The sequence below is a fragment of the Massilia sp. WG5 genome (genome assembly GCF_001412595.2).
Taxonomy (GTDB): Bacteria; Pseudomonadota; Gammaproteobacteria; order Burkholderiales; family Burkholderiaceae_D; genus Telluria.
Genome location: NZ_CP012640.2, coordinates 4,541,562 through 4,567,420, shown reverse-complemented (window position 1 = coordinate 4,567,420; position 25,859 = coordinate 4,541,562). Strand labels below are relative to the sequence as shown.

General features: G+C 68.2%; 24 protein-coding genes. 11 read left to right on the top strand and 13 right to left on the bottom strand.

The genetic code is table 11. The features are described 5' to 3' along the window. Window positions 1–22: 22 nt before the first annotated feature. The gene (locus tag AM586_RS20415) at window positions 23–961 is read left to right on the top strand and encodes a LysR substrate-binding domain-containing protein (protein ID WP_047824543.1); all 939 of its coding nucleotides are present in this window, start codon (window positions 23–25) and stop codon (window positions 959–961) included. 163 nt (window positions 962–1,124) lie between these two features. Beyond that, complete coding sequence (locus tag AM586_RS20410; protein ID WP_047824545.1) at window positions 1,125–2,330, top strand: ammonium transporter; 1,206 nt, start codon at window positions 1,125–1,127, stop codon at window positions 2,328–2,330. A gap of 8 nt (window positions 2,331–2,338) precedes the next feature. Here the strand turns inward: AM586_RS20410 and AM586_RS20405 are convergent, their stop codons facing one another. Next, complete coding sequence (locus AM586_RS20405; protein WP_047824546.1) at window positions 2,339–3,628, bottom strand: NRAMP family divalent metal transporter; 1,290 nt, start codon at window positions 3,626–3,628, stop codon at window positions 2,339–2,341. Window positions 3,629–3,799: 171 nt separating this feature from the next. On the opposite strand from AM586_RS20405, the gene AM586_RS20400 reads away from it, so the two are divergent. The 5 genes from AM586_RS20400 to AM586_RS20380 all read left to right on the top strand — a co-directional run bounded on the left by AM586_RS20400 (window position 3,800) and on the right by AM586_RS20380 (window position 8,194). Then, the gene (locus AM586_RS20400) at window positions 3,800–4,369 is read left to right on the top strand and encodes an RNA polymerase sigma factor (RefSeq protein WP_047824548.1); all 570 of its coding nucleotides are present in this window, start codon (window positions 3,800–3,802) and stop codon (window positions 4,367–4,369) included. Continuing rightward, window positions 4,366–5,034, top strand: coding sequence for a zf-HC2 domain-containing protein (locus tag AM586_RS20395; RefSeq protein ID WP_047824549.1), 669 nt, complete (start codon window positions 4,366–4,368; stop codon window positions 5,032–5,034). The genes AM586_RS20400 and AM586_RS20395 overlap by 4 nt, the downstream gene beginning before the upstream one ends. Beyond that, window positions 5,031–6,314 (top strand): S8 family serine peptidase, encoded by a 1,284-nt coding sequence (locus AM586_RS20390; RefSeq protein ID WP_052233425.1) that lies wholly within the window; start codon window positions 5,031–5,033, stop codon window positions 6,312–6,314. Before AM586_RS20395 ends, AM586_RS20390 begins: the two co-directional genes overlap by 4 nt. Then, complete coding sequence (locus AM586_RS20385; protein WP_052233426.1) at window positions 6,272–6,973, top strand: TorF family putative porin; 702 nt, start codon at window positions 6,272–6,274, stop codon at window positions 6,971–6,973. The genes AM586_RS20390 and AM586_RS20385 overlap by 43 nt, the downstream gene beginning before the upstream one ends. A gap of 78 nt (window positions 6,974–7,051) precedes the next feature. Then, window positions 7,052–8,194 (top strand): TIGR03118 family protein, encoded by a 1,143-nt coding sequence (locus AM586_RS20380; protein ID WP_047824550.1) that lies wholly within the window; start codon window positions 7,052–7,054, stop codon window positions 8,192–8,194. 21 nt (window positions 8,195–8,215) lie between these two features. On the opposite strand, the gene AM586_RS20375 is transcribed toward AM586_RS20380, so the two are convergent. The 8 genes from AM586_RS20375 to AM586_RS20340 form a co-directional block, all read right to left on the bottom strand. After that, on the bottom strand, window positions 8,216–10,213 hold the full coding sequence (locus tag AM586_RS20375; protein WP_162600567.1) for an MHYT domain-containing protein: 1,998 nt from the start codon (window positions 10,211–10,213) through the stop codon (window positions 8,216–8,218). Between the two features lie 134 nt (window positions 10,214–10,347). Continuing rightward, window positions 10,348–11,589, bottom strand: a complete 1,242-nt coding sequence (locus AM586_RS20370; RefSeq protein ID WP_047824551.1) for a Zn-dependent hydrolase — start codon at window positions 11,587–11,589, stop codon at window positions 10,348–10,350. Between the two features lie 93 nt (window positions 11,590–11,682). Next, window positions 11,683–13,077 carry a dihydropyrimidinase gene (gene hydA, locus AM586_RS20365; RefSeq protein WP_047824553.1) on the bottom strand — a complete coding sequence of 465 codons (1,395 nt, stop codon included), beginning with the start codon at window positions 13,075–13,077 and terminating at the stop codon, window positions 11,683–11,685. 22 nt (window positions 13,078–13,099) lie between these two features. Next, window positions 13,100–14,587 (bottom strand): NCS1 family nucleobase:cation symporter-1, encoded by a 1,488-nt coding sequence (locus tag AM586_RS20360; RefSeq protein ID WP_047824554.1) that lies wholly within the window; start codon window positions 14,585–14,587, stop codon window positions 13,100–13,102. Between the two features lie 25 nt (window positions 14,588–14,612). After that, window positions 14,613–15,908 carry an NAD-dependent dihydropyrimidine dehydrogenase subunit PreA gene (gene preA, locus AM586_RS20355; protein ID WP_047824556.1) on the bottom strand — a complete coding sequence of 432 codons (1,296 nt, stop codon included), beginning with the start codon at window positions 15,906–15,908 and terminating at the stop codon, window positions 14,613–14,615. Beyond that, the gene (locus AM586_RS20350) at window positions 15,896–17,284 is read right to left on the bottom strand and encodes an NAD(P)-dependent oxidoreductase (protein WP_047824558.1); all 1,389 of its coding nucleotides are present in this window, start codon (window positions 17,282–17,284) and stop codon (window positions 15,896–15,898) included. The genes preA and AM586_RS20350 overlap by 13 nt, the downstream gene beginning before the upstream one ends. A gap of 150 nt (window positions 17,285–17,434) precedes the next feature. After that, complete coding sequence (locus AM586_RS20345) at window positions 17,435–18,931, bottom strand: CoA-acylating methylmalonate-semialdehyde dehydrogenase (RefSeq protein WP_047824560.1); 1,497 nt, start codon at window positions 18,929–18,931, stop codon at window positions 17,435–17,437. Window positions 18,932–18,940: 9 nt separating this feature from the next. Then, complete coding sequence (locus AM586_RS20340) at window positions 18,941–20,257, bottom strand: aspartate aminotransferase family protein (protein WP_047824561.1); 1,317 nt, start codon at window positions 20,255–20,257, stop codon at window positions 18,941–18,943. A gap of 167 nt (window positions 20,258–20,424) precedes the next feature. On the opposite strand from AM586_RS20340, the gene AM586_RS20335 reads away from it, so the two are divergent. Genes AM586_RS20335 through AM586_RS20325 form a run of 3 tightly spaced genes read left to right on the top strand, consistent with a single transcriptional unit; the run spans window position 20,425 to window position 23,118 of the window. Continuing rightward, window positions 20,425–21,912, top strand: coding sequence for a PLP-dependent aminotransferase family protein (locus AM586_RS20335; protein ID WP_052233428.1), 1,488 nt, complete (start codon window positions 20,425–20,427; stop codon window positions 21,910–21,912). Beyond that, complete coding sequence (locus AM586_RS20330; protein WP_229411114.1) at window positions 21,909–22,553, top strand: TetR/AcrR family transcriptional regulator; 645 nt, start codon at window positions 21,909–21,911, stop codon at window positions 22,551–22,553. The genes AM586_RS20335 and AM586_RS20330 overlap by 4 nt, the downstream gene beginning before the upstream one ends. 10 nt (window positions 22,554–22,563) lie before the next feature. Continuing rightward, window positions 22,564–23,118, top strand: a complete 555-nt coding sequence (locus AM586_RS20325) for a GNAT family N-acetyltransferase (protein ID WP_047824567.1) — start codon at window positions 22,564–22,566, stop codon at window positions 23,116–23,118. Here the strand turns inward: AM586_RS20325 and AM586_RS20320 are convergent. The 4 genes from AM586_RS20320 to AM586_RS20305 form a co-directional block, all read right to left on the bottom strand. Continuing rightward, window positions 23,100–23,522 (bottom strand): VOC family protein, encoded by a 423-nt coding sequence (locus tag AM586_RS20320; protein WP_052233429.1) that lies wholly within the window; start codon window positions 23,520–23,522, stop codon window positions 23,100–23,102. The two genes, AM586_RS20325 and AM586_RS20320, sit on opposite strands and share 19 nt — an antisense overlap. A gap of 28 nt (window positions 23,523–23,550) precedes the next feature. Next, entirely contained in the window at window positions 23,551–23,949 is a 399-nt protein-coding gene (locus tag AM586_RS20315) for a VOC family protein (protein ID WP_047824569.1), read from the bottom strand. Window positions 23,950–24,039: 90 nt separating this feature from the next. After that, window positions 24,040–24,657, bottom strand: coding sequence for a glutathione S-transferase family protein (locus tag AM586_RS20310; protein WP_047824570.1), 618 nt, complete (start codon window positions 24,655–24,657; stop codon window positions 24,040–24,042). Window positions 24,658–24,717: 60 nt separating this feature from the next. Beyond that, window positions 24,718–25,410 (bottom strand): YafY family protein, encoded by a 693-nt coding sequence (locus AM586_RS20305; protein WP_047824572.1) that lies wholly within the window; start codon window positions 25,408–25,410, stop codon window positions 24,718–24,720. Window positions 25,411–25,603: 193 nt separating this feature from the next. Between AM586_RS20305 and AM586_RS20300 the strand changes: the two genes are divergently transcribed. After that, window positions 25,604–25,858: a hypothetical protein gene (locus AM586_RS20300; RefSeq protein WP_229411115.1), complete on the top strand. Its 255-nt coding sequence runs from the start codon at window positions 25,604–25,606 to the stop codon at window positions 25,856–25,858. Window position 25,859: the final 1 nt, after the last annotated feature.

The following is a 25,859-nucleotide window of genomic DNA, read 5'->3' as shown; positions in this document are numbered from 1 at the left end:
CACGCATATACGAAGCCTTTTGATGAGCAGCCTTCCCCAGCACCTCGACCTGCACCTGATCCGCATACTCTACCTGTTGCTGGTGGAGAAGAACGTATCGCGCGTGGCCCTCAAGCTGAACCAGCCCCAGCCCTCGATCTCGGCCTCGCTGCGCAAGCTGCGCGAGCTGACCGGCGACCCGCTGCTGGTGCGCGGCGCGCGCGGCATGGTGCCGACCCAGCACGGCGAGAGCCTGCTCAAGCCGGCCAAGCGCATCCTCGACGAGACCGAGAGCCTGTTCATCCGGAAGTCGCCCTTCGTGCCCGAGCAGGCCGCGCGCACCTTCCATATCGCCGCGCCCGACTACCTGGACACCCAGTTCCTGCCCGGCGTGGTCGCCGGCATCCGCCGCGACGCGCCCAACAGCAAGGTCTCGATCCACCACCTCGGGGCCGGCACCGACTACCTGCGCATGCTGTCGGACGGCGAGATCGACCTGGTGATCGCCAACTGGGATGAGCCGCCCGCCCACCTGCACATCTCCAAGCTGTTCGAGGACCCGATCATCTGCACCATGCGCGCCGACAGCGCCTACGCGCGCCGTACCGCCAGCGATGCGATGTCGCTCGAGGACTACCTCGGCCTGCCGCACGTGGCGCCGTCGCCGATGCTGCCGGGCTACCACGGCGTGATCGATTCCTTCCTGGAGCGCGAGGGCCTGCAGCGCAAGGTGGCGGTCGAGTCGCCCTACTTCGGCCTGATTCCCTACATGCTGACCCAGACCGACCTGGTGCTGACCACCGGCCGCCAGTTCATCCGCTTCTACGAAAAGACGCTGCCGCTGAAGAGTTTCACGGTGCCGCTCAAGTTCCCGCCGATGCGCTTCTACCAACTGTGGCACCAGCGGGTGCACCAGTCGGCGGAGCACAAGTGGCTGCGCGACCAGGTGATGGCAGCGGCGAAGGCCTTGCTCAAGCAGTAACCCAATTTGGCGCACGGACGCACCAATGCGGTGCTCCTGCCCGCTAATGGGGCAACGCACCCTGCCCGCGCATGAGGGATGCATGGGCGCCCCAAATTGGAACGCAAATTGCTACCAAGAAGTGCTCACGCCACTTGCGTGCACTTTTTTGGAAAATTTTTGCATGGATGCCTACAAAACCGGCGCCGACGCGCTCTTCATCCTGCTCGGCGGGATCATGATCCTGGCGATGCACGCCGGCTTCGCCTTCCTCGAACTGGGAACGGTGCGCCGCAAGAACCAGGTCAACGCCCTGGTCAAGATCCTGATCGACTTTGCCGTCTCGACCATCGCCTACTTCTTCGTCGGCTATGGCATCGCCTACGGCATGCACTTCTTCGGCGCCACCTCCACGCTGGTGGCGAAGAACGGTTATGAGCTCGTCAAGTTCTTCTTCCTGCTGACCTTCGCGGCGGCGATCCCGGCCATCATCTCGGGCGGCATCGCCGAGCGCGCCAAGTTCCATCCGCAGATGGCGGCCACCGCCCTGCTGGTCGGATTCGTGTATCCCCTGTTCGAGGGGATCGCCTGGAACAACCGCTTCGGCATCCAGGACTGGCTGCAAGTGACCTTCGGCGCGCCCTTCCACGACTTCGCCGGCTCGGTGGTGGTGCACGCGGTGGGCGGCTGGGCCGCGCTGCCGGCGGTGCTGCTGCTGGGGGCGCGCCGCGGCCGCTACGCCAAGGACGGCCGCATCGCCGCCCACCCGCCGTCGAACATTCCCTTCCTGGCGCTGGGCGCCTGGATCCTGACCGTGGGCTGGTTCGGCTTCAACGTGATGAGCGCGCAGACGCTCGACAAGATGAACGGCCTGGTGGCCGTGAATTCCCTGATGGCGCTGACGGGCGGCACCCTGGTCGCCTTCGTCATGGGCCGCAACGACCCGGGCTTCGTCTACAACGGACCGCTGGCCGGCCTGGTGGCGGTATGCGCCGGTTCGGACCTGATGCATCCGCTCGGCGCGCTGGTCACCGGCGCGATCGCGGGCGGCATCTTCGTGTCGCTGTTCACGCTGGCGCAGAACCGCTGGAAGATCGACGACGTGCTCGGCGTGTGGCCGCTGCACGGCCTGTGCGGCGCCTGGGGCGGCATCGCCGCCGGCATCTTCGGCAGCCTGGCGCTGGGCGGCCTGGGCGGCGTGTCGCTGGCCTCGCAGCTGATCGGCACGCTGCTCGGCATCGTCATTTCCGGCCTGGGCAGCTGGATCGTCTACGGTGTACTGAAGAAGACGGTCGGCCTGCGCCTCGACGCCGAGCAGGAATTCGACGGCGCCGACCTGTCGATCCACCGCATCAGCGCCACCCCGGAACGCGAAACCACCTTCCAATAAAGGCGCTCCTATCCCATGAGGGAGGCGCCGAACATGGCCAGCACCGCCACCGCCATCACGGCGGTGCACAGCCAGCCGAGCAGGCGCAGCCTTCCCGAGATCTTCAGCGCGCCCATGATCTTCTCGCTCGAGGCCACCGCCATCATGATCACCATGACCGGCACCGCGATCACGCCGTTCAGCACCGCGCTCCAGTAAAGCGCCTTGATCGGATCGAGCGGGACGAAGTTGATGCCGACCCCGGCCAGGGTGGCGACGATGATGATGGCGTAGAACTTGCGCGCCGCCGAAAACTTGCTGTCGAGGCTGCTTTTCCAGTGGAAGGTGCCGGCCATCGCATAGGCGGCCGAGCCGGCCAGTACCGGAATCGCCAGCAGGCCGGTGCCGACGATCCCCGCCGCGAACAGCACGAAGGCCAGCTCGCCGGCGACCGGCTTCAGCGCCGACGCGGCCTGGGCCGAGGACTGCAGGTCATGCACGCCGTGCGTATGCAGGGTCGCCGCGGTGGTCAGCATGATGAAGAAGGCGACCAGGTTCGATACCGCCATGCCGACCAGGGTATCGAAGCGGATGCGCCGGAACTGGGCCTCGACCTGCCCGGGCGCGCGCCGCAGCGGCTGCGCATCGTCGTCCGCGCGCAGCTCCTCGACTTCCTGCGAAGCCTGCCAGAAGAACAGGTAGGGACTGATGGTGGTGCCGAACACCGCGACCACGGTGGTCAGGTATTCCCTGTTCCATTCCGGATGCGGCCAGACCAGGGAACGCAGCACCTCGGCCCAGGGCACGCGCACCACGAACACGGTGGCGACATAGGCCAGCAGGACGAGGGTCAGCCATTTCAGCAGGTTGACGTAGCGCTGGTAGGGAACGAACACCTGCAGCAGCACCGACAGCACGCCGAAAGCCACCGCGTAGTAATGGGCCTTGCCGGGAGCGACCAGCGCCATCGCGTCGCCCATCGCCGCGATGTCGGCCGCGATATTGATGACGTTCGCGACCAGCAGCAGGCCGACGATCAGCCACACCAGCCGGCGCGGCGCGAAGCGCTGCAGGTTGGTGGCCAGGCCACGTCCGGTGACCCGGCCGATGTGGGCGCTGATGACCTGGATCGCCGCCATCAGCGGATAGGTGAGCAGCAGGGTCCACAGCAGGTTGAACCCGAACTGGGCGCCGGCCTGCGAATACGTGGCGATGCCGCTCGGGTCATCGTCGGCAGCGCCGGTGATCAGGCCCGGGCCCAGCTTCGAAAGCCAGGCCGAGGCTTCCGGAGAAGGCTTGTCGGTGTCCTTAAAGTCCATGGCCCGATCATGCGCGCAGGCGACGGCTGCATCCGTTCGCTTGCGCACGCAACTATATGCCCCACAAATTTATTGATCGACGCCAACCCGGTCCCCCGCGCGCCGATCCGTGCAAGAATATGAACCTTCAGGCGGCAAGACGGTATTCACCGAAAAAGGGAGACCGGACACGTGGACGAGCTGGCGAATGCGCGGCCTGATGGCGAAGCGAACCTGGTTGGCCGGATTGCGGCCGGGGACCGTCATGCTTTCGAAATCCTGTACCGGACCTACTTTCCGCGCCTGACGCGCTTCCTGCACCGCATGACGCGCAGCGCGACCACGATCGAGGAGATCGTCAACGACACCATGCTGGTCGTGTGGCAGCGGGCCGCGACCTTCGACGGCACCTGCAAGCTGTCGACCTGGGTGTTCGCGATCGCCTACCGCAAGGCCTGCAAGGCGCTGCATGGCCTCGACGAGCCGCTGGACGCTTATCCGGACAGCTGCGAAAGCGCCGCGGACTGCCAGCCGGAATGGCGCTTCGAGCAGCAGCGCCTCGGCCATGCGCTGGACGCCGCGCTCGCCACCCTGCCGCTGGAGCAGCGCGCCACCTTCCAGCTGACCTTCTATCACGACATGGGTTACGCGGAGATCGCAGATATCATGGAATGCCCCGTCAACACAGTGAAGACACGCCTGTTCCACGCACGCCGGCGCCTCGCCGCGCGCCTGGGAAGGCAGCTGGAGGGCAGGACATGAGCCTCGACGACGACGTCTTCGCCCGCGAGCACCGGGACGCGCAGGAAGCCCTGCCCTGGCTCGACAACGGCGCCCTGGGCGGCGCCGAGCAGGAGCGGCTGCGCGCCCACCTGCGCGCCTGCGCCTGCTGCCGCGACGATCTCGCGCTGCTGCAGGCGGTGCGCGCCGCCGGCCCCGGACCCGCGCCCGACTGCGATCCCGAGCGCGCCTGGGCGCGCATGCTGCCGCGTCTCGACGCCCCGCCTGCGCCGGCCGCGTCCCCGCCCGGCCCGACGCCGGCCGACGCGCCCGCACGCCGCCACACGCCCCCCGCCGCCAACGACCGCAGCTGGCTGCGCGTCGCCGTGGCCCTGCAGTGCTGCCTGATCGCGGTGCTGGCGGCCCTGCTGCTGCGTCCGGACGAGGGCGCGCGCTACCGCGGACTCGGGGCGCCGGCCGTCGCCGAGGCCGGCCTCGTGGTCGTGTTCCGCCCGGAGACGCCGGAACGCGAACTGCGCCGCATCGTGCGGGCCAGCGGCGCCCGCGTGGTGGGCGGCCCGACCGCCGCCGACGCCTGGCTGCTCGCGCTGCCGGAAGGCGGCGACGCGGCCCGCGCCCTGCCCCGGCTGCGCGCCGAACCCGCCGTCGTGCTTGCCGAAACGCTCGGCGCGGAGGGCCGGCCTTGAAACGCCTGTTCGCCGCCCTGCTGTCGCTGCTGCTGGCCTGCTGCGCCCTGCCCTGCGGCGCCCAGGACCGGGAAGGACAGGCGGCGCCCTCGCGCCAGGTGCTGGTGATGCTGCGCATGCCGCCCCAGCACTTCCGGCCGGACAGCAGCTATGGCGGCGGCTATGCCGACGACGCCACCCGCGCCGCGCGGCGCCGCCAGGCCAGCGAACTGGCGGCCGCCCATGGCCTGACGGTGGTGGACGACTGGCCGATGCCGGCGATCGGCATCGACTGCTTCGTGATGGAAGATGGGAGCGGCGTCCCGCTCGAGCGCGTGCTCGATGCGCTGGCCCACGATCCGCGCGTGGCCTGGGCCCAGGCCGTCAATGCCTACCACGGGCTGGCGGGCGGCGCCGACCCGCTGTATCCGATGCAGCCGGCCGCGCGCACCTGGCGCCTTTCCGAGTTGCAGCGCATCAGCACCGGGCGCAAGGTGACGGTGGCGGTGATCGACAGCGGCGTCGACGGCGGCCATCCGGACCTGGCCGGGCAGCTCGCGCTGCGCCAGAACTTCGTCGACACCGTGCCCGACGCCGCCGAAGCGCATGGCACCGCGGTGGCCGGCATCATCGCCGCGCTCGCCGGCAATGGACTCGGCATCGCCGGCATCGCGCCGCAGGCCAGGCTGATGGCGCTGCGCGCCTGCTGGGAGACCGTGCGCCATGACACCCTCTGCAACAGCTTCACGCTCGGCAAGGCCCTGCATTTCGCACTGCTGAACGGCGCCCGGATCATCAACCTCAGCCTGGGCGGGCCGGCGGACCGCCTGCTGCAGAGCCTGATCGACGCCGCCCTGGCGCGCGACATGGCGGTGATCGCCGCGGTCGACCCGCAGCGCGCCGACGGCGGCTTCCCCGCCTCGCACCCCGGCGTGATCGCGGTGACGCAGGAAGACGACCGGCGTTTCCTGCCGGCCGGGGCCGTCCGGGCGCCGGGCGCCGACATCCCGGCTACCTTGCCGGGCGCGCGCTGGGGTCTGGTGTCCGGCTCCTCGTACGCGGCGGCGCAGGTGGCCGGGCTGGCCGCGCTGGTGAGCGAACTGCGTCCCGGCGCCACGCCGCGTCAGCTGCGGGGCATGCTCGCGTCCGCGCCGCGTACGGTCCGGGTCGCGCACGATGCCGGTACTGGACGGGAGCAAGCTGGTAGCATAGACGCATGCGCGACCATTGCTCGCGCCGCCGGAGCATGCGTGTGCCAATGCCGAACGACCGCCGCCGCGACAGCCAATGCATCCCCTTAGCCCGCGGCGTGCGCGCCGTCGCCTGCCTTTGTCTTGCCTGTACGGCCGCGCCGGCCGCTGCGCAGACCAGCGGCAGCCTGGCGCTGGTGTCCGAGTACACGGTGCGCGGTATCTCCCTGAGCGCCGGCCATCCAGCCCTGCAATTGCGCATCGACCATGACCTGGAAAACGGCTGGTATGCGGGCGGCTTCGCCTCGCCGGCGACGCTGGGCGAGCGGGACCAGACGCAGCTGATCGTCTACGGCGGCCGCGCCGGCCGGCTGGCCTCCGGCCTGGGCTGGGATGCCGGCATCAGCCGCAGCGCCTTCCTGCGCGACCACCGCTACGACTACACCGAATTCCATGCCGGCCTGGCGCTGGACCGCGCCAGCGCGCGCCTGTTCCTGTCGCCGGCCTACTACGGCGGGGAGCGCACCGCCTACCTCGACCTGAACGCCTTCCAGCCCCTCGACGAGCAGCTCAGGCTGACCTTCCATGCCGGCCTGCTGCACGGCTTGGGCGGCTATGCCGAGTCGCATAACCGGGCCGACCTGCGCATCGGCCTGGCGTCCACCATCGGCGACTGCACCGTGCAGGTCGGCCTGCAGACCCTGCTGCGCGCGGACGACGGCGCACCGCGCGCCCACGCCCTGAGCGGCAGCGCCAGCATCCGCTTTTGATTGAACTTATTTGAACTTCCAAGGTCCACACTGGCATTAACGGATGCCCTTCCTTTGACTGTCCTGACAGGAGCAATCATGAGCATCCATTCCAGAGCGACCGCCTGCCTCAGGGCCGGCCTGTTCGGCGTCAGCCTGGCTGCCGCCCTCGTATCCTGCGGCGGCGGCGGCGGCGATGGCGGCGGCTCGACGCCGACCATGCCGCCGGTGGCCGTCACGCCCAGCATCGCCAGCACCTTCGCCACGCGCTCGCTGGTGGGCGACGTCGGCACCGCTGCGGACCATACGGATGCCAAGCTCGTCAACGCCTGGGGGATCGCGTTCAACCCGACCGGCTTCGTCTGGGTGGCGAACAACGGCAGCGCGACCTCGACCCTGTATGACGGCAATGGCGTGCCGCAGACCCTGGTGGTCGCGATCCCGCCCGGCGCCAGCGGCGCCACCGCCAGCCCGACCGGCATCGTCTTCAACGGCAACCCCGGCTTCCAGGTGACGCAGAACGGCGCAAGCGGCAACAGCGCCTTCATCTTCGCCGCCGAGAACGGCACGCTGTCGGGCTGGTCGCCGGGGGTCAACCGCACCAACGCGATCGTGGCGGTCGATAACGGCGCCGGCGGCGCGGTGTACAAGGGCCTGGCGATCGCCAGCTTCGGCGGCGTCAACTATGTGTATGCGGCCGACTTCCGCAACGGCGTGGTCGACGTCTACGACAGCAACTGGCGCCGGGCGGCCCTGCCCGGCAACTTCACCGACCCGAACCTGCCTGCCGGCTACGCGCCCTTCGGCATCCAGGCCCTCGGCGGCCGCATCTACGTGGCCTATGCGCTGCGCACGGCCGGCAGCATCGACGAGACCAAGGGCGACGGACGCGGCATCGTCGACGTCTTCGAGGCCAGCGGCGTGCTGGTGCGGCGCCTCGTCACCGGCGGCGCGCTGAACGCGCCCTGGGGCATGGCGATGGCGCCGGCCAACTTCGGCGACGCCAGCAACATGCTGCTGGTGGGAAATTTTGGCGATGGAAAAATCAATGCCTACAAGGCCGACAGCGGCGAGTTCGCCGGCACGCTGTCGAAGGCCGACCACACGCCGATCGTCATCGACGGCCTGTGGGGCATCGCCTTCGGCAACGGCGTCAGCAACCAGCCGACCAATACCCTGTTCTTCGCGGCCGGTCCCGCCGACGAGGCGCACGGCCAGTACGGCCGGATCGACCTGCAGTGACAGGATCGGCGCAGGAAGCCGCTACACGCTGGCCGTGGTTTCCGCGGCGCCGCGCTGGCCCACCGCCTGCACGATGTGGGCCACCAGCGAGCCCGGTTCGACCGGCTTGGCGAGGTAGTCGTCGAAGCCGGCCTGCAGCGCCTTGCTGCGGTCGTCCTGGCGCGTGAACGCGGTCAGGGCGATGGCCGGGATGGCGCCGCCGGCGCCTTCCGAACGGCGCCGGATGCGGCGCATCAGCTCGAAACCGTCGACGTCGGGCATGCCGATGTCGCTGACGATCACGTCCGGCCGCTCGCGCTCCAGCAGTGCGAGGGCCGTCCCCGCATTCGGCGCGGCCATGATGGACGCGCCGCTGTGCTGCAGGATCTGCTGCAGCACGTCGAGGGTGTCCGGCGCATCGTCCACCAGCAGCACCTTGACGCCGGCCAGCTCGCCCTGCCCCGCCGGGGCGGCGGCGGCGACGGCCGGTTCGGGCGGCGCCGGCGTCACGGCTTCCGGCGCGGCCAGCGGCAGGCGCACGGTGAAGGTGGTGCCGGCATGCGTGCCCTGGCTGGAGACGGCGATGGTCCCGCCATGCAGTTCGACCAGCTGCCGTGCGATCGACAGGCCCAGGCCCAGGCCGCCGTGCTTGCGGCTGATCGACGCGTCCTGCTGACGGAAGCGGTCGAACACATGCGGCAGGAAATCGGGCGCGATGCCGATGCCGGAATCGACCACGCGGATCACGATGTCGTCGCCGTCGCGGCCCAGCATCACCTGCACCATGCCGCCGGCCGGCGTGAACTTCACCGCATTCGACAGCAGGTTCCACATCACCTGCTGCAGGCGGGCGGGGTCGCCCAGCACGGTCCAGCGCATTCCTCCCGGCCTGCGTTCGACATCCACGCGCAGGTCGATGCGCTTGGCCACCGCGGCCGGGTGCACGGTGCCGAGCGCCGCCTCGACCACCTTCTCGGGGTCGATCAGCTGCACGTCCAGGCGCAGGTTGCCGGAGTTGATGCGGCTCATGTCGAGCAGATCGTCGATCAGCTGGCCCTGGGCGCGGGCATTGCGCTCGATGGTCTGCAGGCCGCGCCTGAGCGTCTCCTCGTCCTTGGCGCCGCGCTGGAGCATGCTGGCCCAGCCCATCACCGCGTTGAGCGGCGTGCGCAGTTCGTGCGAGAGGGTGGCCAGGAATTCGTCTTTCAGGGCGCTCAGGCGCTCGGCTTCGTCGCGCGCCGCGCGCTCGCGCATGAGCAGTTCCTGGCGCTCGGCGGCGATGGCTTCCGAGATCTCCAGCACGCGCGCATTCGCTTCCAGGCGCGCATTGAACAGCGAGGCCAGCAGGGCGAAGCCGAGCACGCCGAAGGTCGCGATCACGACCAGGGTCGCCAGCCCGTCATGGTTGACGCCGCTGCGTGCGGCCATGCACACGCTGTCCAGCGGGAAGCTGGCGGCCGCCATGCCGGTATAGTGCATGCCGGCGATGGCCGCGCCCATCACCACCGCCGCGCCAATGCGCGCCAGCCACACGTGCGGTACGTTGCGGCGCAGGCGGAAGGCGATCCACATCGCCAGGCCGGAGGCCGCGATGGCGATCAGGACCGACAGCGCGAACAGCCAGGGATCGTAGACGATGCCTGGCTCCATGCGCATGGCGGCCATGCCGGTGTAGTGCATGGCATTGATGCCGAGGCCCATCAGGACGGCGCTGACCGCCAGGCGCTTCGGCCCCAGTTCCGCGCGGCTGACCTGCCACAGCGCCAGGCAGGAGGCGGCGATCGGCAGCAGCAGCGAGACCAGGGTCAGCGGCAGGTCGAAGGCAATCGGGATCGGCAGGCGGAAGGCGAGCATGCCGACGAAGTGCATGGCCCAGATGCCCGAGCCCATGGCGATGGCGCCGCCGCCCACCCAGGCGGCGACGGCGCGGCCGCGCGATTCGCTCACGCGGGCCGCCAGGCTGAGCGCCGCGTAGGAGGCGACGATCGCCACCAGGATCGAGGCGAGGACCAGCGGGGTTTCGTAGTGTCCAGTCAGCATCGGCATATTTACCTTGGGGGACTGAAAACCCAAGTATGCTACGACTTCCCCAGGTTAGGCGACTCGGGAAACATCCTGAACAGAATTGTTACCAACGTGCAACAAATTCGCCTGCCGCGCCGGGCGCCGGTATGCTAGCCGGCCACGACCCCTGCCCGCTCCAGCATCGCGTGCAACAGCACGTTGCAGCCGGCTTCCAGGTGGCCGGGCTGGGCGTCCTCGATTTCGTTGTGGCTGATGCCGTCCTTGCAGGGCACGAAGATCATGCCGGCCGGCGCCAGGCGCGCCACGTAGATCGCGTCGTGGCCGGCGCCGGACACCACGTCCATGGTCGAATAGCCGAGCTTTGCGGCGGCGTTGCGCACCGCGCCCACGCAATCCGGGTGGAAGGGACAAGGCGGATAGTAGGACACGCGCTCCAGCGTGACGCCCAGGCCGGTTTCCGCGCGCGTCCGGTCGACGAAGGCCGTCATCTCCTCGTGCATGGTATTCAGCAGTTCGTCGTTCACGTTGCGCAGGTCGATGCTGAACTTGACCCGTCCCGGGATCACGTTGCGGCTGTTCGGGAACACCTGCACCATCCCGACCGTGCCGCGGCCGTAGGGTGGATAGCGGTTCGCGAGCGCCACCGTCTCCTGCATGATGCGGGTCGCGACCTGCAGCGCGTCGCGGCGCAGGTGCATCGGGGTCGGGCCGGCATGCGCTTCCATGCCTTCCACCGTGCAGTCGTACCAGGACAGGCCCATCACGGCCGGCACCACGCCGATCACCTTGTCCGCATCCTCCAGCACCGGGCCCTGCTCGATATGGGTTTCGAAGTAGGCGCCGATCGGGTGCTCGCCCGGCGTCTGCGCGCCCTGGTAGCCGATCCGCGCCAGCTCCTCGCCGACGCTGATGCCGTCGACGTCGCGCGCCGCATACGCCGTCTCCAGGCTGAAGGCGCCGCAGAACACGCCGGAACCCATCATCACCGGCACGAAGCGCGAGCCTTCCTCGTTGGTCCAGAACGCGACCTCGATCGGCGCCTCCGTACGGATTTGCAGCTCGTTCAGGGTGCGCACCACCTCGAGCCCGGCCAGCACGCCGTAGTTGCCGTCGAACTTGCCGCCGGTCGGCTGGGTGTCGATGTGGCTGCCGGTGACGATCGGCGGCAGCGCCGGGTTCGCGCCTTCGCGGCGCATGAAGACGTTGCCGATCCTGTCGACGGTGATGGAGAGGCCGGCATCCTTCCCCCACTGGACCACCAGGTCGCGGCCCTGGCGGTCGAGATCGGTGAGGGCAAGGCGCTTGACGCCGCCCTTGTCGGTGGCGCCGATTTTCGCCAGGTCCATCAGGGAGTTCCAGAGGCGGGGGCCGTTGATGCGGAGTTCGTTCATGGATGGGTCCTCATGGTTATCACAATGCCGGCAGAACCTGGGGTCCCGCCTGCGCGGGGGCGACGGTTCGAGCGATGGCGGCGCTATTCGCGTTCAGGCTGCGGTGGTTGCGGTGAATGCGGGACGCTCGACATATCGTCCCGCCCCCTCTTCCGCGCGCAGCTCGCCGTTCGCGAAGACCAGCTTCCCGGCCGCCACCGTATGCGTCGGCACGCCGCGCACGGTCCGTCCTTCGAAGACATTGAAGCCGCCCTTCGAATGCTGGGTCGCGGCGGACAGGGTGCGGCTGCCTTCCGGGTCCCACACGACGATGTCCGCGTCCGCGCCGGCCTGGATCACGCCCTTGCGGGGGTAGATGTTGAAGATCCGGGCCGCATTGGTGGACGTGACGCCCACGAACTCGGACGGGGTCAGGCGGCCGGTATTCACGCCGGCGTCCCAGACCACGGCCATGCGCTCTTCGACGCCGCCGCAGCCGTTCGGGATGCGCGTGAAATCGTCGGCGCCCATCGCTTTCTGCTCGGCGCAGAAGGTGCAGTGGTCGGTGGCGGTGGTGTGCAGGTTCCCGCCCTGCAGGCCCTGCCACAGCGCGGTCTGGTGGTGGCTGGAGCGGAACGGCGGGCTCATCACGAAGGCGCGTGCGAAGGCCGGATCGGGATTCGTGTAGACGCTGTCGTCGATGACCAGGTGGCCGGCCAGGGCCTCGCCGTAGACGCGCTGGCCGTGCGCGCGGGCGCGCTGGATCGCCTCCAGCGACTCGACGCAGGACACGTGGACGATGTAGACCGGGGTGCCGAGCACGCCGGCGATGGCGATCGCGCGGTTGGCCGCCTCGGCCTCGACCGCCGGCGGGCGCGACAGCGGATGCGCCTCGGGACCGCGGATGCCCTTGGCCAGCAGCTCGCGCTGCAGCTGGTAGACCAGTTCGCCGTTCTCCGCATGCACGGTCGGGATCGCCCCCAGTTCGAGCGCGCGGCGGAAGCTCTTCACCAGGGTCTCGTCATCGGCCATGATCGCGTTCTTGTAGGCCATGAAGTGCTTGAAGCTGTTCACGCCGTGCTCGCGCACCAGCGTGCCCATATCGTCGTGCACCGACTCGTCCCACCAGGTGACGGCCACGTGGAAGGTGTAGTCGGCGGCCGACTTCTGCGCCCAGCCGCGCCAGGTGTGGAAGGCGTCCATCAGCGGCTGCTGCGGATCGGGAATCACGAAGTCCATGATGGTCGTGGTGCCGCCCGCCAGCGCGGCCGCGGTGCCGGTATGGAAATCGTCGGCGGTGACGGTGCCCATGAAGGGAAGCTGCATGTGGGTGTGGGGATCGATCCCGCCCGGCATCACGTACTGGCCGCCGGCGTCGATCACGGTCGCGTTGGCCGGCGCATCGAGATGTTCGCCGACGGCGGCGATCTTGTCACCGATGCACAGCACGTCGGCGCGGAACGCGCGGTCGGCGTTCACGACGGTACCACCGCGGATCAATACGCTCATGGATCTTCTCCCCAGGTTTGGCTTAGTCGAGCGGGCGAACGGCCGCCATGGCCGGCACCGCCCTGCCCTTCATCATCAGGCCGTACACCACCGCGGCGATCGCGATGCCGACGAACCATGCATAGGTATATAAAGTCTTGAAGCCGGCGCCGACGTTCGGGAAGGCGTCCGGGAAGGCCGCGTTCAGGAAGCCCGGGATGTTCGGCAGCACGCCGGCCACGAAGGCGACGATGGCGGCCGTGTTCCAGCCGTTCCTGTACGTGTAGATGCCGTCGTCGCGGTACAGCTGGTCGACCGCCAGCTCGGTCTTGCGGATGAAGTAGTAGTCGATGATCAGCACGCCGGCGATCGGGCCGAGCAGGGCCGAGTAGCCGGTGAGCCAGATGAAGATGTAGTTCTCGGTCTTCTCGAGGATCTTCCACGGCATCATGACCAGAGCGATCCCCGCCGTGATGTAGCCGCCCACCCGGTAGGAGATATGCCTGGGCGAGAGGGCCGAGAAGTCGTAGGCGGGGCCCACCATGTTGGCGGCCAGGTTGACGCTCGCGGTATCGATCAGCAGGATCAGCAGCGCCACCAGCACCCCGGCGCCGGTCATGCGGCTGGCGACGTCGACCGGGTCCCACAAGGTCTTGCCGTACAGGACCACGGTGGCCGAGGTGACGGTCACCGCCAGCGCCGCCAGCAGCGCCATCGGCAGCGGCAGGCCAAGCGACTGGCCGACCACCTGGTCGCGCTGGGTCCTGGCGAAGCGGGTGAAGTCGGGGATGTTCAGCGCCAGCGTGGCCCAGTAGCCGATCATCGCGGTCAGCGAAGGCCAGAACACCGACCAGAACAGGCCGGCCTTCGAGCCGCCCGCCACGAATTGCGAGGGCTGGGCGAGCAGCGGGCCGAAGCCGCCGACCTTGTCATACACCCACCACAGCAGCAGGAAGCAGATCGCGATCTTCAGGGGCGCGGTATAGGTCTCGAGCTTGCGGATCGAATCCATGCCGTGCACGATGAAATACATCTGGATCGCCCAGAAGCCCAGGAAGCAGGCCAGCTGGCCCGGGTTGATGCCGAGCCCCGGCAGGTTGCTGCCGCCGATGGGAGCGCCGAGCAGCACGCCGAGCAGCGTATAGATCATGCTGCCGCCGAACCAGGTCTGGATGCCGTACCAGCCGCAGGCGACGATCGCCCGCATCAGCGCCGGCAGCCGCGCGCCGCGCGTGCCGAAAGAGGCGCGCGCCAGCACCGCGTACGGGATGCCGTACTTGGTGCCGGCGTGGCCGATCAGGAGCATCGGCAGCAGCACGATCACGTTCGCCAGGAACACGGTCAGCACCGCCTGCCACGCCGACATGCCGCCTTCGATCAGGCTGGCCGCCAACATATAGGCCGGGATACTGATGACCATGCCGACCCACAGGGCGGCAAAGTGATACCAGCGCCAGGTGCGCTGCGCGGCGCCGGTTGGCGCCAAGTCCTCGTTCCAGAGTTCTTTGTTGACTGCGGGGTCCATGCTCATCGGGTGTTTCTCCGTCGGTTGCGGTTTAGATTTCCCCGCATAGTACCTCTGCCCGCGGATTGCGTGGGTCCTTCGTCCAGTTCATATACGGTTTTTCGCTCGGCTGCGGCACCATGGTGATGCAGCCCTCGACCGGACAGGTGATCTCGCACAGGTTGCAGCCCACGCACTCGGACGGCTTGACCTCGTAGCGCCGCGTTTCCCCCCTGGCATCCGCACCGATCAGCTTCGCGATCGCCTGGTGCGAGGTATCCTCGCAGGCCACGTAGCATTTGCCGCACTGGATGCACTGGTCCTGGTCGATGCTGGCGATGACCTGGTAATTCATGTCCAGGTATTTCCAGTCCGTCGTGTTGGCCACCGCCTTGCGCGAGAAGGCGGCGATGTTCTCGTAGCCCTTGCGGTCCATCCAGCGCGACAGCCCGTCCTTCATCTCCTCGACGATGCGGAAGCCGTGCAGCATCGCGGCGGTGCAGACCTGGACCGAGCCGGCGCCCAGGGCGATGAACTCGGCGGCATCGCTCCAGCTGCCGATGCCGCCGATGCCGGAAATCGGCAGGCGGGCGGTGGCCGGGTCGCGCGCGATCTCGGCCACCATGTTCAGCGCAATCGGCTTGACCGCCGCGCCGCAGTAGCCGCCGTGGGTGCTGGCGCCGCCGACGATGGGATAGGCCACCATGCGGTCGAGGTCGAGGTGGGTGATGGAATTGACGGTGTTGATCAGCGAGACCGCGTCGGCCCCGCCCGCCAGCGCCGCCCGCGCGGGCGCGCGCACGTCGGTGATGTTGGGGGTCAGCTTGACGATCACCGGCAGGCGCGTGTACATCTTGCACCAGCGCGTGACCCGCTCGATCAGGTCCGGCTGCTGGCCCACCGCGGCGCCCATGCCGCGCTCCGGCATGCCGTGCGGGCAGCCGAAGTTCAGCTCGATGCCATCGGCGCCGGTGGCCTCGACCAGCGGCAGCATCTCGCGCCACGGCGCTTCCTCGCAGGGCAGCATCATCGACACGACCAGCGCCCGGTCCGGCCAGGCCTTCTTGACGGCGGTGATCTCGCGCAGGTTGATTTCCAGGCTGCGGTCGGTGATCAGCTCGATGTTGTTGAAGCCGATCACCTCCCTGTTCTTGCCGTAGATGGCCGAGTAGCGCGAAGACACGTTGACGGCCGGCGGATCCTCGCCCAGCGTCTTCCAGACCACGCCGCCCCAGCCGGCCTCGAAGGCGCGCACCACGTTGTAGGCCTTGTCGGTCGGCGGCGCCGAGGCCAGCCAGAACGGGTTCGGGGACTTGATGCCGCAGAAATCGATGCTCAGGTCGGCCATGCTGCCTCCGCTTTGGATTGGATGTCGTGATGGATGGCCAGCGCGGCCAGCTTGCCGTGCTGGACCGCCTGTACCGTCAGGTCCTGCCCCGGCGCCACGCAGTCGCCGCCCGCATACACGCCCGGCAGCGCGGTACGGAAGCAGGCGTCGATGCGGATCTTGTCGCGTTCGAGCTCCAGCTCGTTTTCCAGGCCCTGCGCCGCCGGATCGACCAGGGCGGCCAGGTCCATGCCCTGGCCGATCGCCTTGAACACGGCGTCGGCGGCGATCTCGACGATCCCGCCGGTCGTCACCAGGCGTCCGTCTTCGAGCCGGGTCTCTTCGAAGCGCATGCCGCGCACACGGCCGGCATCGTCGAGCAGCACCTCGAGCGGCGCGGCCCAGGTGCGCATGCGCACGAAATGGGCCTTGGCGATCTCGATCTCGTGCCCGGTCGCGCTCATGGCGTCGAAGCCGCGCCGGTACACCAGCGTGACCTCGTCGGCGCCCAGGCGCTTGATCTGCACCGCCATGTCGATCGCGGTATTGCCGGCGCCGATCACGATCGCGCGGCGCGGCACCGGCAGCGCGGCCAGGTCCCGGGCCTGGCGCAGCGTGGCGATGTAGTCGACCGCAGCCATCAGGCCGGGCGCATCTTCCCCGGTCAGGCCGAGCCGGCGGCTTTCCGATAAACCCAGGCCGAGGAACACGGCGTCGTAGCGCGCGTGCAGCTCGGACAGCTGCAGGTCGGCCCCGAGCGCGCGGCCGTACTGGATCTCGATGCCACCGACCGACAGCAGGAACGCGAGCTCGCGCTGGGCGAAGTCGCCGGGCAGCTTGTATTTGGCGATGCCATACTCGTTCAGGCCCCCGGCCTTTTCGCGCGCCTCGAACACGACCACGTCATGGCCCAGCATCGCCAGCCGGTGCGCGCAGGCCAGCCCGGCGGGGCCGGCGCCGACCACGGCGACGGTTTTGCCGGTGCTCGGTGCGCGCCTGAAGGGATGGCTGTCGAACTGCGCGTTGTCGAGCGCATGGCGCTGCAGCAGCCCGATCTTCACCGGCTGGCCCTCGGCATCGTTGTTGCGCACGCAGGCGTCCTCGCACAGGATTTCGGTCGGGCACACGCGCGCGCAGCTGCCGCCGAAGATGTTCTGCTGCAGGATGGTGGTGGCCGCGCCTTCGAGGTTATGGTCGTGGATGTTGCGGATGAAGCTGGCGACGTCGATGCCGGTCGGGCAGGCGCGCGTGCAGGGTGCGTCGTAACAGTAGAGGCAGCGCGCGCTTTCGATGGCGGCCTGGCGGTTCGTGAGCGGCGGCGCGAGGTCGGTGAAGCGCTCGGACAATGCGTCGTGCGTACCCGCTGCCGTTGGCAGGTGCTGGAGTGACTCGATCATGGCATCCCTTTTTGTTGAGTACGTCGTACTGCTGGAAATGCTGAGTCACCGTCGCCCCCGCGAAGGCGGGGGGCCAAGTTCGACAAGCTGTCGAGATGCATGCAACTCGGATCCCCGCCTCCGCGGGGACGACGGTTTTGAGGCTGGTGCTTATTTCATCTGCGGAAACGCGAACTCCACGCCGCTGCTCGCCGTATTCGGCCAGCGCTGCATCACCGCCTTGTGCCGCGTATAGAAACGCACGCCTTCCGGCCCGTAGGCGTGATGGTCGCCGAACAGGCTCTTCTTCCAGCCGCCGAAGCTGTTGAAGGCCATCGGCACCGGCAGCGGCACGTTCACGCCCACCATCCCCACCTGCACCTGGCGCACGAATTCGCGCGCCACGCCGCCGTCGCGGGTGAACACGGCGACGCCGTTGCCGTACTCGTTACGGTTGATCAGCTCCAGCGCGCTGCCCACGTCCGGCAGGCGCACCACGCACAGCACCGGGCCGAAGATCTCTTCGCGGTAGATGCTCATGTCCGGCTGCACGTGGTCGAACAGGGTGCCGCCCACGAAGAAACCCGCCTCGAAGCCCGGCACCTTGAAGTTGCGCCCGTCCACCACCAGGGTCGCGCCCTGCTCCACGCCTTCGCCGATCAGCTTCTCGATGCGCTGCTTGGCCGCCTGCGTCACCACCGGGCCCATCTCGGCGCCCTGCGCCATGCCGTCGCCGACCTTCAGCGCCTTCGTGCGCTCGGCCAGGCGCGCCACCAGTCTGTCGCCCGCGTCGCCGATCGCCACCGCCACCGAGATCGCCATGCAGCGCTCGCCCGCCGAGCCGTAGGCGGCGCCGATCAGGGCGTCGACCGCCATGTCCATGTCGGCATCCGGCATCACCACCATGTGGTTCTTGGCCCCGCCCAGCGCCTGCACGCGCTTGCCGGCGGCGCTGCCGCGCGCATAGATGTACTCGGCGATCGGGGTCGAGCCGACGAAGCTGACGGCCTGCACGTCCGGATGGTCGAGGATGGCGTCGACCGCGCCCTTGTCGCCGTGCACCACGTTGAACACGCCATCCGGCAGCCCGGCTTCCTTCAGCAGGCGCGCGTGCAGCAGCGAGGGCGAGGGGTCGCGCTCGGACGGCTTCAGCACGAAGGTATTCCCACAGGCGATGGCGACCGGGAACATCCACATCGGCACCATCACCGGGAAGTTGAACGGGGTGATGCCGGCCACCACCCCGAGCGGCTGGCGCATCGACCAGGCGTCGATGCCGCGCGCGATCTGGTCGGTGAATTCGCCCTTCAGCAGTTGCGGGATGCCGACCGCGAACTCGACCACCTCGATGCCGCGCGCGACTTCGCCCTGCGCGTCGGCAAAGGTCTTGCCGTGCTCGCGCGTGATCAGGGCGGCGAAGTCGTCGGTATGCTGCTGGCACAGCTGCAGGTATTTGAAGAGCACCCGGGCGCGCGCCAGCGGCGGAGTCGCCGCCCAGGCCGGGAAGGCTGCCTGGGCGGCGGCCACGGCCGCGCCCACCTCGTCGTTGCCGGCCAGCGCCACCCGCGCGCAGGCCTGGCCCAGGGCCGGGTTGTAGACATCGGCGTAGCGTCCGGATGCGCCTTCGACCTCGCGGCCGCCGATGTAATGATGGATCGTCTCGTTCATGATAGTGGTTCAGTCCAGGTTTTTGAGTACGTCGGTCAGCTTGCCGAACAGTTCGTCGACGTGCTTCTTCTCCAGAATCAGCGGCGGCGACAGGGCTATGATATCGCCCGTCACCCGGATCAGGATGCCGTCCGCGAACGCCTTCTTGAAGGCGGCGAAGGCGCGCGCGCCCGGCTTGCCGGGGATCGGCTCCAGCTCGATGCCGGCCACCAGGCCGATGGTGCGGATGTCGATCACGTGCGGCAGCCCGCGCAGCGCATGCACCGCGTCTTCCCAGTAGGGCTGGATGGCCCTCGCGTTGTCGAGCACGCCCTGCTCCTTGAACACCTGCAGCGTGGCGATGCCGGCCGCGCAGGCCAGCGGGTGGCCCGAATAGGTGTAGCCGTGCGCCAGTTCGATGCCCGGCGGCGCGTCCATGAAGGCGTCGTGGATGAATTTTTTCGAGAACACCGCGCCCATCGGCACCGTGCCGTTGGTGATGCCCTTGGCCGTGGTGAGCATGTCCGGCTCGACGTCGAAATAGTCGGCCGCGAACGGCGTCGTGAGCCTGCCGAAGCCGGTGATGACCTCGTCGAAGATCAGCAGGATGCCGTACTTGCTGCAGATCTCGCGCAGGCGCTTCAGGTAGCCCTTGGGCGGCACCAGCACGCCGGTGGAACCCGACACCGGTTCGATGATCACGGCGGCAATCGTCGACGGGTCGTGCAGGGCGACGATGCGCTCCAGCTCGTCGGCCAGCTCGGCGCCGAACTCCGGCTCGCCGCGCGAGAAGGCGTTCTTCAGCAGGTTGTGCGTGTGCGGCAGGTGGTCCACGCCGGGCAGCAGCGGGCCGAAGTTCTTGCGATTCGGGCCGATGCCGCCGACCGACAGGCCGCCGAAGCCGACCCCGTGGTAGCCGCGCTCGCGGCCGATCAGGCGGGTGCGCCCGCCCTCGCCGCGCGCCTTGTGGTAGGCGAGTGCGATCTTGAGGGCGGTGTCCACCGCTTCCGAGCCCGAGTTCGTGTAGAACACATGGCCGAACTTGTGGCCGGTGTACTCCATCAACTGCTCGGCCAGGTCGAAGGCGGCCGGGTGGCCCATCTGGAAGGTGGGCGCGAAGTCGAGCTGGCCGACCATCTCGCTGACGGCGGCGACGATCCGCGGCTGCGCATGCCCGCAGGGCACGCACCACAGGCCGGCGGTGCCGTCGAGGATGGCGTTGCCGTCGACGTCCTTGTAGTACATGCCTTCCGCCGATACCAGCAGGCGGGGATGGGCCTTGAAGTCGCGGTTGTTCGTGAATGGCATCCAGAACGACGACATCGATTGCGGCTTGGACTCGTTCATGTCTCTCCCCTCTTATGTGGGCCAAAAGATTTACCAATTGGCAAAATCATCGTGCAATAATAGACAGCAAGACAAGGGCGGCACATATACACAACCAGCGAAATGGTCCAACCGTATTGGTAGCATAACCTGTACAGTTGCCAGCGTCGCACCGGAAGGAGTCGGCAATGGCTGTGGCTGGAGAACACCTGCACGGAATGGAACCCGACCCTGCCTGGCCGGTGCTGGCGATCGACCGCCAGCGCCGCGGCAGCCTGGTCGACCAGATCGTCGCCGCGATCTCCGGGATGGTAAATCGGCGCGAACTGCGCGTCGGCAGCAAGATGCCCTCGGTTCGACAATTCGCAAAGGTCAACGGCGTCAGCACCTTCACGGTGGTCGAGTCCTACGACCGCCTGCTGCACCTGGGCGTGCTGTCCTCGCGCCGCGGCTCGGGCTTCTTCGTCGCGCGCGGCCCGGATACCGCATCCCCCGGCGAGCACGCCGCCGGTCCCGCCGCCGGCCCGGCCGTCCTGTCCGCCGCGGTCGACGCCCTCACCCCCGACCTGTATTCCGGCCAGTCCGATGCGCTGCCGGTCGGCGCCGGCTGGCTGCCGCCCGAGTGGTATGGCGAGTCGACCATCCTCGACGCGGTGCGCCATGCGATGAAGATCCCGGCCGGACGCCTGCGCGGCTATGGACATCCGCTCGGCTTTCCCTCGCTGCGGCAGCACCTGGCCCAGAGCCTGTCGGCCGAACTGTGCGCGGTCGAGCCGGAACAGCTGCTGCTGACCCACGGCGCGACCCATGCCTTCGACCTGGTCCTGCGCACGCTGACGCGTCCCGGCGACGTCGTGTTCGTCGAGGATCCCGGCTACAGCAACCTGCTGGCCCTGGTGCGCCACCACGGCTGCGTCGCCGTCGGCATCCCGCGCACCGCGGCCGGCCTGGACATGGACGTGCTGGCGCGGGAAGCGGCGGCCCGGCACCCCAAGCTCATGTTCGTCAACACGGTGCTGCAGAATCCCCTCGGCACCTCGCTGTCGCAGGTCCAGGCGCACCGCCTGCTGGCGCTGGCCGAACAGTTCGATTTCTGGCTGGTCGAGGACGACATCTACCGCGAGCTGGCGGCGCCCGGCGAAGCCTCGCTGGCGGCGATGGACGGCCTGCGCCGCGTCATCCGCATCGGCAGTTTTTCGAAGACCCTGTCGCCGGTGCTGCGGGTCGGATCCATTTGCGCCTCCGGCTCGCTGGTCCCGGAACTGGTGCGGGTCAAGATGCTGACCGGGCTGACCACCTCCGAGGTCAACGAGCGCGCCGTGTTCGATGCGGTCAGCAACCGCGCCTACCGGCGCCAGGTCGAACGCCTGGCCCAGCAGCTGCTCGAGGCCAGCGCGCGCGCCCAGGAACGCCTGCAGGAAGCCGGGCTGCAACTGCTGGCGCGCCCGCGCGGCGGCATGTTCGTCAGCGCCGGCTGGACCCGGCCCAGCACCCCGGACCGCAACGGCAAGACCATCGCCGAACGCGCCCTGCGCGCCGGCATCCTGCTCGCGCCCGGCGAGTTCTTCAGCCTGCACGCGCCGGCGTCGCCCTGGTTCCGCTTCAACGTCGCCTATGCGGGCGAAGCGGCGCTGCTCGACTTCCTGCGCGCCCAATCTCGACAAGGATGGCCATGACCACGCCGACTCCCGACACCCTGCCCGGCAAGCGCGTCCAGCATCGCGAGGAGGTCGAGGGCGCGATCCTGCGCGAAGCGGTGCGCCTGTTCGCCGAGCGCGGCTTCGAGGGTACGCCGATCGCCGAGGTGGCCGAGCGCGCCGGGCTGTCCAAGCAGAACCTGATGTACTACTTCCCGACCAAGCATGCGCTGTACGAACGCGTGCTGGACGACGTGCTGGACGACTGGCTGGCGCGCATGGCCAGCCTGGCCGACGCCGGGCAGGCCCCGGCCGACGTGCTGCGCGCCTACGTCCGCGCCAAGCTGCGCTTCTCGCGCGAGCAGCCGCTGGCTTCGCGCGTGTATGCGATGGAAGTGATCGGCGGCGCCAAGCTGTACGGCGAACAGATCCGCCAGCGCGTGGTGCCGCTGCTGCGCCAGGACATCGCCGTGTTCGAACGCTGGATCGCCGACGGCAGGATCGCGCCGGTCAACGCCACGCACCTGCTGTTCGCGGTATGGGCCATGACCCAGTCCTATGCCGATTTCTCGGCCCAGATGGCGCTGGTGCTGGACCGCGCCGAACTCACCGAGCAGGATTTCGACGACGCCACGCAGCTCATCACCGGCATGGTGCTGGCCGCGCTCGGCCTTCAATGACAGGAATTGTATGCCCGACCTGAAACCCGTCACCCTGACGACCGAGCGCCTGGAACTGCGCTGGATGAACGAAGACGACGCCGCCGGCCATTACGCCGTGTTCTCCGACCCGGTGGTGGCGCGCTACTGGAGCAGCGAGCCCTGGACCGACATCGGCCAGGCGCACCAGGCGATCGCCTCCACCATCGCCGCCTACGCGGACGGCAGCGGCATGCGCCTGGCGATCGTCCTGCGCGACAGCGGCGAGATGATCGGCAACGTCTCCCTGCACCGTTTCTTCGAGCAGAACCGCCGCTGCGAGATCGGCTACGCCCTCGCCAGCAAGCACTGGGGCCAGGGCTACGCGACCGAGGCGCTGCGCGCCATCATCCGCTACGGCTTCGACGCCCTGGACCTGAACCGCATCGAAGCCGACATCGACCCGCGCAATATCGGCTCGGCGCGCGTGCTCGAAAAGCTCGGCTTCAGGAAGGAAGGCTACATGCCCGAGCGCTGGATCGTGTTCGGCGAGTTCGCGGACACGGTCAACTACGGGCTGCTCAGGCGTTACTGGGACGAAGCCTGAGAGGCCTGGCTGGCCGGGTTCATCCAGACCAGGTTCCAGAGGTGGCCGTCCAGGTCTTCGAAACCCTGGGTGACCATGAAGCCATGATCCTCCAGCGGATGCGGGCTGCGGCCGCCGGCGGCGACGGCCTTTTCCACCAGGCTGGCCACTTCGTCCCGCGTCTCGCACATCAGGCAGATGATCACCTCGTTCGCCTCCTTCGCCTTCGCCACGGGCTTGTCGATCAGGCTCCCGAAGAAGTCTTCGGTCATCAGCATGGCGCTGATCCTGTCTTCCTCGATCACGACCATCGCCGCGTTCGGGTTGGACATGTTCGGATCGAAGCCGAAGCCGAGGCTCGCGAAGAAGGCCCTGGATCTTTCCAGGTTTTTGACCGGCAGGTTGAAGATGACTTGCTTGCTCATGATGTTCTCCTGGTTGAATGTCGGGTGATCAGGCTTGCGGCGCCATCCAGACCAGTTCCCAGATGTGGCCATCCAGGTCTTCGAAGGCGTGGGCATACATGAAGCCGTGGTCCTGCGCCGGGCGCGGGGCGCGGCCGCCGGCGGCGACCGCTTTCGCCACCAGGCTGTCCACCTCTTCCCTGCTCTCGCAGCTCAGGCAGACCAGCACCTCGGTCGCTTCCTTCGCCTGCACGATGGGCTTGTCGATGAAGGTCTTGAAGAAGGGCTCGGTCAGCAGCATCGCGTAGATGCTGCCTTCCGCGATGACCATGCCGGCCCCCTTGTCGTTGGTGAATTGCGGATTGAAGCTGTAGCCGAGCGCGCTAAAGAAGGCCTTGGACTTGTCCAGGTCCTTGACCGGCAGGTTGACGAAGATCTGCTTGTTCATGACGTCCCCATATTGAAAGTGTTTGAAAAACGGCCTGCATCCTGACGACGATCGATGATGGACGAAATCGACAAGCATTTGAAAATTTTTTTACCAGACCGCTTCGCTGTTGCGCCAGGCTGGAAGTTCCTGTATCCGTGCGAACCATTCCGTCAGGTGCGGATAGCTGTCCAGCGGCAGCCGCGCCCGTTCCCGGTACATCAACGGGGCCGCCACCGCGTAGTCGGCCAGGGTCACGCCGTCCCACGCCAGCCAGCGGCGGCCGGCCAGGTGCCTGTCCAGCACGGCGGCGGCCTGGGCCAGGTCGGCCGCGCCGCGCGCCAGCTCCCCGGGGTCGGCATCTTCGCCGGTGACCAGCTTCTTCCACAGGGTTTCCCAGGAGAGCACGCTGATCGCCGGGGCGAAGTGCTGGCAGGCCCAGAACATCCAGCGGTTCACGTCGGCGCGCGCCAGCGGGTCACGCGGATAGACCGTCTGGCCCGGCTTGCTGTCGGCCAGGTATTGCATGATCGCGCAGGATTCCGTCAGGATGAACCCGTCGTCGACCAGCACCGGGATCTTGCCGTTGTCGTTGACTTCCGCAAGCCGGCGGCGGTCGGCCTCGCTCATGAGATTGACCTCGACCAGGTCGAGCCGGATGTCGAGGTGGTCGGCCGCCAGCAGCACGCGGCGGGCGTTGGACGAAATCGGGTGGTAGTAGAGCTGCATTGCCGTCTCCTTTCAGGTGGAAGAGATGGCAATGTTAATGAGCCTTGATGACAGATCCTGTCAGGAGAGATCGGGGATGTCGTACATCGCCCGCCATTGCTTCAACAGCGCATGGCGCGGCGTCGGATAGCGTTCGCTGCCCAGTTCGGCCTGGACGATACGGTCGACGCGGAAGTGGCGGATCGCGTCGCGCAGTTCGCACCAGGCCGCCATCACGCGGCGCTCCTGGAAGAAGGCCAGCGCGAACGGCCACACCACCCGTTCCGACGGCGCATTGTGTTCGTCGCGGTAGGCGATCCGCAGCTTGCACTGGCGCCGGATCGCCTCGCGCGCCGGCTGCACGAAAGGATCCAGCGGCGCCGGCGCCGGCCCGACCGGCACCCACAGGCTGGTCTCGGCCATGTGGTCGCGCAGGTCGCGCGGCGCGGCGGTGGCGATCTTGGCCAGGGCCCGGTCGGCGGCCGCGCTCAGGGCGCTGTCGCCCTGGCGCCGCACCCAGCGCGCGCCCAGCACCAGCGCCTCCAGCTCGTCGGCGTCGAACATCAGCGGCGGCAGGAAGAAGCCGCTGCGCAGCAGGTAGCCGAGGCCGGCCGATCCCTCCACCGGAGCGCCGAGCTGGGCCAGGGCCTGGATGTCGCGGTAGATGGTGCGCTCGGACACGCCGAGCCGTTCGGCCAGCGCGCTGGCCGTGACCGGGCGGCGATTGCCGCGCAGGGCATCCATCAGCTGGAACAGGCGGCCGGTGCGGGTCATGCGGCCATGGATTCTAAAACTTTCATAGATACAATATTATCAAAGTCCCGGCAGGGGTCCGCCGGCCGGCCATTCATCTCCCCTCCCGACCGCCCATCCTCCGTTTCCCGCATTTCGTCGGAGCACGCTGGAATCGCCCGAGCGCCAGGACTACAGTGATTCCATCGACTGCAGCACACTGGGAGTTATCAACATGAAAAGCGCCAATTTCCGCACCTTCTGCGACAGCATGGAAGACGTCGCCCGCGACATCGTGCGCGCCTGCCGCCGCGGCGGGCGCATCATCGCCGCGATGCCCTGGCCGGCCATGCTGGTCTGCTGCATCCTGCTGGCGGCCGTGATCAGCATCCTGCCGCTGGCCCTGTTCCTGTTCATCCTCTTCATGGGCGTGAAGGTGGTGGCCGGCACGTTCATCATCGATCGCCGGCGCACCTGGAAGGAACAATAAG